The 7596-nt window shown below is 34.6% G+C and carries 8 protein-coding genes; 6 read left to right on the plus strand and 2 right to left on the minus strand.

The features are described from left to right. Positions 1 to 4: 4 nt before the first annotated feature. From PLA12_08725 to PLA12_08750, 6 genes are all read left to right on the plus strand, one after another. Entirely contained in the window at positions 5 to 1258 is a 1254-nt protein-coding gene (locus PLA12_08725; protein ID HOQ32582.1) for a DUF3810 family protein, read from the plus strand. Between the two features lie 113 nt (positions 1259 to 1371). Then, on the plus strand, positions 1372 to 1995 hold the full coding sequence (gene purN, locus PLA12_08730) for a phosphoribosylglycinamide formyltransferase (GenBank protein HOQ32583.1): 624 nt from the start codon (positions 1372 to 1374) through the stop codon (positions 1993 to 1995). Between the two features lie 26 nt (positions 1996 to 2021). Then, positions 2022 to 3017: a DUF2804 domain-containing protein gene (locus PLA12_08735; protein ID HOQ32584.1), complete on the plus strand. Its 996-nt coding sequence runs from the start codon at positions 2022 to 2024 to the stop codon at positions 3015 to 3017. A gap of 180 nt (positions 3018 to 3197) precedes the next feature. Further along, positions 3198 to 4493 carry a cyclic nucleotide-binding domain-containing protein gene (locus tag PLA12_08740; protein HOQ32585.1) on the plus strand — a complete coding sequence of 432 codons (1296 nt, stop codon included), beginning with the start codon at positions 3198 to 3200 and terminating at the stop codon, positions 4491 to 4493. Positions 4494 to 4610: 117 nt separating this feature from the next. Beyond that, positions 4611 to 5186, plus strand: coding sequence for a GNAT family N-acetyltransferase (locus PLA12_08745; GenBank protein HOQ32586.1), 576 nt, complete (start codon positions 4611 to 4613; stop codon positions 5184 to 5186). 313 nt (positions 5187 to 5499) lie between these two features. Continuing rightward, complete coding sequence (locus tag PLA12_08750) at positions 5500 to 6345, plus strand: HAD family hydrolase (GenBank protein ID HOQ32587.1); 846 nt, start codon at positions 5500 to 5502, stop codon at positions 6343 to 6345. Positions 6346 to 6356: 11 nt separating this feature from the next. Here the strand turns inward: PLA12_08750 and PLA12_08755 are convergent, their stop codons facing one another. Together PLA12_08755 and PLA12_08760 are read right to left on the minus strand one after the other, a co-directional pair. Next, positions 6357 to 6908, minus strand: coding sequence for a hypothetical protein (locus tag PLA12_08755; GenBank protein HOQ32588.1), 552 nt, complete (start codon positions 6906 to 6908; stop codon positions 6357 to 6359). Positions 6909 to 6963: 55 nt separating this feature from the next. Further along, positions 6964 to 7596 (minus strand): DegT/DnrJ/EryC1/StrS family aminotransferase (locus tag PLA12_08760; protein ID HOQ32589.1); only part of this gene is annotated, 633 nt, incomplete at its 5' end.

Genomic DNA, 7596 nt, shown 5'->3' on the forward strand with positions numbered 1-7596 from the left:
TACTATGAGTTCCAATCCTCCATTCTCACCTACGAAACAAAACAGAATTCGGAAAAGAAGCATTCTACCCTGGCTTATTGGAATTTTATTCTGGGGAATTTTTCTCCTCTGGTATCAATACACGCCCAGCCAGGATACCATAGAATTCTTTTATTCCTGCGGTTTGTATCGCGCAAATACGCTTATTTTCTCTCTTATACAGCAAACTACAACACATTCTCTTGCTCTCTGGTTTGTTCCATTGTCCATTCTTCTCTTTATTTTATTAGGAATTGCAAACTGGATTTATGTCTGTAAAAAACAAAATAAATCTCACTTCTGGGGAATATTTTGGTTTGTAAAATGGACATTTATCTTGAGTGGTTTTCTACTTGTAGCCTATCTATTTCTTTGGGGAGCCGGTTATCAACGCAAACCTATTGAAGCAAAATTAAACCTTGAAATGGTTAAACCTGAAGAAAACGAAATAAGACAAATCATGGGAGAATTACTCGTCATCATTAATAAAAACAATCTACCTCGAGAACAAAGAAACCCAGAACAAAGTATTCAAAAAATTTCTAAATCTATGCAAAAAATCATCTCGGACTGGGACAATGTTCCTATTTATCTCCCTATAAGAGTACGAAAAACTCCGCCCGGACTTTTCCTTTTTAATAGTACTTCGGGCATGTGTTTCCCATTCACATTAGAACCTCATGTAGACGGGGCTCTCCCCCCTCACGCCTTTGTTTCTACTTCTGCACATGAATTAGCTCATATTGCCGGTATCTGTGGTGAAGCGGAAGCCAGTTTTGTAGGTTATGTAAGTGCTTTAAATACCGATGACCCCTTTGCCCGTTATTCCGTCGCTTTAGATATTTACGAACGGCTTGCTTCCTTTCTACCGGGAGAGGAGCGGAAAAAAGCCTTAGAACAATTACCAACGGAGGCTCAACAAGACTTAAAAGAAGAACGAGAAATTGTGAATAAATATCGGGTTAAATGGTTTTCCGAAATATCCTGGAAAGCCTACGATAAGTACTTAAAAACGCAAGGTGTCAAAGAAGGTGTTCGTGATTACGGAAGAGCCACAAATCTCCTGATAGCAGGAATACGAAAGGGAATTATTCAATTACCTAAACTTCCCGAAATCACCCCTTCCAACACAGAAGAAATTATTTCGCCTCAAGAAGAACCCTTAGAACAATTAGAAGAAACACCTGAACAAATAGAAACAACACCCGAAAAATCAGGAACAGAGAAGCCTAACACTTAATTTGCCTTTCTTAAAGATATTCTGAAAATTATATAAAGATAGTATTGTTTTATTTACCTTATACAAATTTCTATATAATAGTCATGAAAATTAAAAAACAATGAGGGAAAAGTATGGCTATAAATCTTGCCGTTTTGTTATCAGGGAGTGGAACTACCTTACAAAATTTAATTGACCGTATCAAATCAGGGTCTTTAGATGCTGATATTAAAATCGTTATTTCGTCAAAAACAAATGCATACGGTTTGCAACGGGCACAACAAAATAATATCCCTACGGCAATAATTCGACCCAAAGACTATGATAACTTTCAATTGTTTAATAAATCTCTTTGGAACACAATCCGTCAATATCCTATTGACCTTGTGGTCTTAGCCGGTTATTTGTCTTTAATCGAGGTCCCTCCCGATTTCACTCATCGAATTATGAATGTTCACCCCGCATTAATACCTTCTTTTTGTGGAAAAGGAATGTATGGTCATCATGTCCATGAAGCCGTCATACAGTCCGGTGTAAAAATTACAGGATGTACTGTCCATTTTGTAGATGAGCACTATGACCACGGTCCAATCATCCTTCAAGAAGCAGTCCCTGTCCTTGAAGACGATACTCCCGAAACATTAGCAGAACGAGTGCAAGCAAAAGAACGAGAACTCTATCCAATGGCTATTCAATTATTCGCAGAAAACCGACTAAAAATCGAGGGGAACAAAGTTCGAATTCTTTCTTCAAAATAACCATTTAATCTATGGAACAAAAAGATATGCCAGAAAAAATACCTCTCTGTTTAACAAATGGCAAACTTAATCCCGAATCTATTCGCTGGGATTCATATCCCTTTGTCCATACAGAATTGTATAAACATTGGGGACGAAAAAAACAGTGGATGTATTGGGCTGTGGTTTCTCCTAAAGGAGTTTTTGCTACGGTTATTGCAAATGTTGACTATATGAAAATAGGTTCTGTTTATTTTGCAAAATTTAATCCATCTCAAGCGATAGAAAAAACAAAAATTCAATTTACTAAAAAAAATATTTATATTCCTCCATCCCCTTATGAAAATGCCCAGTTTACCAATTCTTCCATGCAATTAGAATATAAAACCTTTTCGAATACAACTGTTTTGAAAGCCCAAACAAAAATTGAAGGGAAGCCTTTTACTGCTGAAATAGAAATGGCTCGGGATATATCTTTCCCTACTTTGAATGTTGTTATTCCATGGTCAGCCACAAGATTTCAATTTACATCCAAGCAGCTCCCTTTCCCTGCTAAAGGAAAAATTCAATGGGGAAATGAAGTATTTGATTTTGATGAAAAAGAAACTTTTGCATGCCTTGACTATGGTTCGGGTAAGTGGAAATATAAAACGGATTGGAATTGGGCTGCAGGCTACGGACAAGATAAAAAGGGTAGAAAAATAGCCGTAAATTTAGGCGGACTCTGGACAGACGGAACAGGACAAAATGAAAATGGTCTATGGATTGAAAATCATTTCTATAAAATTCATGAAGAAGTAAAATTTATATGGAATCGCCATAATCCATTAGATACATGGAGTATTAAAACCAAAACATCCGATAATATAAACTTAACATTCAGACCCTTCCATATTCGTCCCGATTCGACAAATTTAATTATATTAAAATCCAAAGTAGTCCAGTGCTTTGGAAATTTTTATGGAACTATGAAAATAGAAGAAGAATCTATTTCAATAGATTCTTCATTAGGTTGGGCGGAAGAACATCATGCTTTATGGTAAATTTTCGTCAACAAAGCCATGATTAAACCTTGTTTTATCACTATAAACATTTTAAATTGCTTTTTATTTTAAAAAATATATAAAATAAATGGAATAAAATAGGTTCATTTTGGTTTATAATATTAAATATGTATATTAATATTTGGTTTTATATTTTTTATAAAGTAAAGGAACAAAAAAGTGCGTTGGGAAAAGAAAAAAATTGATGGAGCTAAATCCACCATTACGAGATTTACCAGAACAGAAGGGTCTTCTGTTCAATCTTCAAATCAGGCGTCTGCTGAGAAAACTATTGGTGTCTCTTCAAGTATCCAATCACTCCGACAACTACTTCAGCAAATAGGACATATTCCCAAAGAAAAACTTAACGAGGCATTACTTGAATCGCAAAAAACAGGTAAGTTTGTCGGTGAAATACTTGAAGAAAAGGGGCTTATTAGCAATGATGCTATACTCTCATTACTTATCAAACAATGCAAAACTCCTCTGGTCAGTCTTTTAAGTTATTCAATTGACAGAGAAATTCTAAAGATAATACCTCATGAAATATGTGATAAATATAAAATTTTGCCAATTGATAAATTGGGAAATACAATTACCCTTGCAATGGTCAATCCTATGGACATTGAAGCGATAGAAGTAGCAAAACAGTATTGCGGTGGTTATCAGATAAGACCTATTTTATGTTCATATAAAGAATTCGACCGTGTAAAAAAAAGATATATACCTTCTCCGAAACAAGAATATAATCAGGAATATAAAACTGATGTAAGTGACCAACAAATACTCACGGACAAACCAACAACCTCAACATTACTTCCACCTCAGGAAGAAACAAAAGAAGAACCTATCCCTGAAGCCATCTTAATAGATATGAATTCTGATACTCTCGACCCGGAAATACAGGAACAATTGGAAAAAGAAAACGCTCTTATTCATACTGTGTTTACGGAACCTATCTCTGAAAATACAACCTTAAAAACTTTGGAAAAGAGCAAAGATGATTTATCTATTCAAGACCTTGCAACATCCATGATAACCAGTCTACAGGGCTCTTATGAGTTACTTATCAGAAAAATAAAACTCTTTAATGGATTAACTACGGAAGAAATTGCTAATATTTTCGCCCATTGCAAACAGATACAACTAAGTGAAGGGGAAATTCTATTTAAAAAAGGGGATATTGGTAAAAATTTATATGTGCTAATAAGTGGTGAAATAGAGATTTTCGATGAAGATAAACATATAAGCTTCTTATCACCTGGCGAAATGTTAGGCGAAATGGCAGTTATAACTCAAGGGAAACGAAGTGCCAGTGCCCGTGCTGTTGAAGATTCCGTTCTTCTGGATTTAAACTTAAATGTTATATACCGATTTATTCCATCCATTGTTGTTATTAAACTTCTCACAAACATTATCTTTACCCTTAGTGACCGACTAACATCAATTACATCAAAATTTCAACAATCACCCTAAAAGAAAAGATTTCTCAAATCCATTTTTTGTGTATATCTCGCTTTTTATTTTTTATTCTTACTAATATAAAATAATCACACAATAATAAACAGTTTTAAAAAAGAAGTATATTATATAATGAAAAGCAGACAAGATAATGAAAAAATTCTTCTAACTACATGGTATCTTGAAATCTTCAATGTTCCTGATTTCCCACCCAAAACTATTTCTATAAATAATTTTCACATTGAAAGAATAGAAAAGCCTCCAGCACATTTTTACCGATATTTATATGATACCATCGGTTCCCCATGGACTTGGTGGGAACGAAAATTACAATCCGATGAACAACTCTTATCAGAAATACACAATCCCAAAGTAGAACTTTATGTCCCCTATATCCAATTTTTACCTATAGGTATGGTTGAGCTGGATTTTCGTGAGTTTCCTCAAGTTCAACTTGCTTATTTTGGAATTTTTCCAGAATACTACAATAAAAAAATTGGTGGATACCTATTAGATTGGAGTATTCGCTTCGTATTTTCAAGAGGAGCAAAAAGATACTGGTTACATACCTGTTCTTTAGATAGCCCGAATGCACTCCCTGCATACCAAAAAGCAGGTTTTAAACTATATAAAACAGTTGAGGAATACACGGAACATCCAGAAATACAGATACAAAGAATATACAAAAGAAACAACCTTAATATTTAAGGATTTTAAATACATCATATAGATTAAATACAAAGATATATTTTTAAGGTATATAAAATACTTCTATTTCCACCAAACAATTCCTTTTTTACATGATACAGTAATCTTTCTATACATCTGTAAGAATACAAATTACTATTGAACATATAAATATAACTCACAGCGTCATAGGAACAACCTTTTTTAGTTCTCATATTTCACTGTCTTATTAATTTTTTAATATTTTAATATCATAATGGGAAAATTTGATATAATTAGTTTCTCTTTATTATCCCCCATGAAACCAAACAATAATTTTATATGGAGTGTTTTTATGTCAGAACATCAAAGTTTTTTACCTGGGACAGAAATAGAAATTGTAAATCCCAATGTCGAATTAGGAAAGATTAAACATGTTCTCTTTGATTTTGATGGAACAATCAGTTTGCTTCGGGAAGGCTGGCAAAATATTATGGGTCCTATGTGTGTTGAAATGATATGTGGAGAACATGAGCCTACTCCGGAAATTGAGAAAGAAGTTGCAGATATGATTGATGAAACAACCGGAATACAGACCATTTTCCAGATGCAACGATTGGTAGAAATGGTTAAAGCACATGGCTTGGTGCCAGCAGATAAAATTTTAGATGAATGGGGTTATAAAGCCATCTATAATGAGAGACTACTTATGCCCGTTCGGGAACGGATACAAAAATTAAAAAATGGAGAGGTAACATTAGAACAAATGACTGTTCGAAAAGTGTTTTCTTTTTTAGATGAATTAAAGAAAAGAAATGTTACTATGTATGTATTTAGTGGCACAGATAGAGAAGATGTGCAACACGAAGCAAGTGTATTAGGTGCAGATAAATATTTTGCGGAGATATGGGGAGCATTACCCAGTATTGAGGAATATTCAAAAGAAAAAGTAATTCGTGAAATTATTTCTACTCATAATCTGCATGGACCGGAAGTTATGGCTGTTGGCGATGGACCTGTGGAATTACGAAATGTCAAAGAACAGGGGGGAATTGCTTTAGGTGTGGCTTCTGATGAGAAAAAAGGATACGGTTGGGATATGCACAAGAGAAAAAGATTGTTGCGGGCAGGTGCTGATATTCTTATCCCCGATTTCAGTGAATACGATAAACTCATAAAATACCTATTTTGTGAAACATAGCATAAAAAGTATCAGGTATTTTTCCGTTTTGTAAATTTAATTTTTTCTTGATATACCATTCTGCCCGTAGATTTTGCTTGGTCTGTTTTTATTATTTTTGTTTTACTTACTTGGATTTGCGTTCGCTTTGTTTTTACGCTTTGTTGTTTTTCCTCTACTGCTTGTTTCACATCCAATTTATTCCGCATGGCTTTCTCTTTCATAGATTGCCTTAATTCATTGATAGATTTCAAGCATTCCCTTTGTAACTGAATTAAACAAGCCTCACAAAGCCGTTTCGACGCACTAATAGCAGGAGCACCACATCTTCCACAGTATATAGACTCCGATGGCGTTTCTGCCTCAAACCACCCCTGGTCACACATCCGCAAAATAACATCCAGAGGAATTCCGGATTTCTCTGAAACCTCAATAGCACTTATGTTCCCACATTCTTCTAATATCGCACGAATTTTCTCATAATCTTCCTGCTCATCATCAATGCACCCATTACATACAAGGTAGTGCGAATTTTCAGGCTTATTGAATAATCTTCCACAGCGGGGACATTTTGTTAATGGCATACAACCTCCTTTTCATATAATTTATTTTTCATATATTAAACATTGTAAAACCCCTTTAATGATGCCTAATATAGTATATAACTTTCTTAATTGCATCTACAATATATTGAATATTTTCTTCTGTCAATAAAGGATGGAGCGGTAGTGATAATATCTCTTTAGAAATTTGTGTAGCAGTAGGGCAATCCTCAGGACGAACACCACAAACCTGTTGGATATAAGGATGTAAATGGACACCATAAAAATGTATCCCTGTCCCGATATTTTCCTGACGGAGCATAAAAGCAATTTCGTCTCTCGTTTTATTTACCTTTTGCGGATTAATACGAATAATGAACAAGTGCCAAGCGTGTTGGACATAATCTTTTACAGTAGGAAGAATTATTTCATCTATTTCAGAAAGGGAGTAAAAATATCTTGTGGCTAATCTCTGACGAACACTATTGAAAGAGTGTAACTTTTTTATCTGTTCCATTCCAATACTTGCAGAGATATTACTCATAGCATACTTGAACCCAGCAGTTATCAATTCTTGCGGTCGAAGAAATGCACTTCTACCATATCTATCCCATGCGGTATCCGTTAAACCATTTGTTGCAAGAATACGAAGGTATTTTGCTTCCTCTGTATCGGACAGAGTAATCATACCCCCTTCAATCGTTGTTATGTTTTTTGTGGCATAGAAACT

This window comes from Candidatus Hydrogenedens sp. (assembly GCA_035378955.1).
In the GTDB taxonomy this organism is placed as follows: domain Bacteria; phylum Hydrogenedentota; class Hydrogenedentia; order Hydrogenedentales; family Hydrogenedentaceae; genus Hydrogenedens.

Coding starts and splice junctions, on each gene's coding strand:
- PLA12_08725 (HOQ32582.1), top strand. CDS start 5: ATGAGTTCCAATCCTCCATTCTCACCTACGAAACAAAACAGAATTCGG.
- purN (HOQ32583.1), top strand. CDS start 1,372: ATGGCTATAAATCTTGCCGTTTTGTTATCAGGGAGTGGAACTACCTTA.
- PLA12_08735 (HOQ32584.1), top strand. CDS start 2,022: ATGCCAGAAAAAATACCTCTCTGTTTAACAAATGGCAAACTTAATCCC.
- PLA12_08745 (HOQ32586.1), top strand. CDS start 4,611: ATGAAAAGCAGACAAGATAATGAAAAAATTCTTCTAACTACATGGTAT.
- PLA12_08750 (HOQ32587.1), top strand. CDS start 5,500: ATGTCAGAACATCAAAGTTTTTTACCTGGGACAGAAATAGAAATTGTA.
- PLA12_08755 (HOQ32588.1), bottom strand. CDS start 6,908: ATGCCATTAACAAAATGTCCCCGCTGTGGAAGATTATTCAATAAGCCT.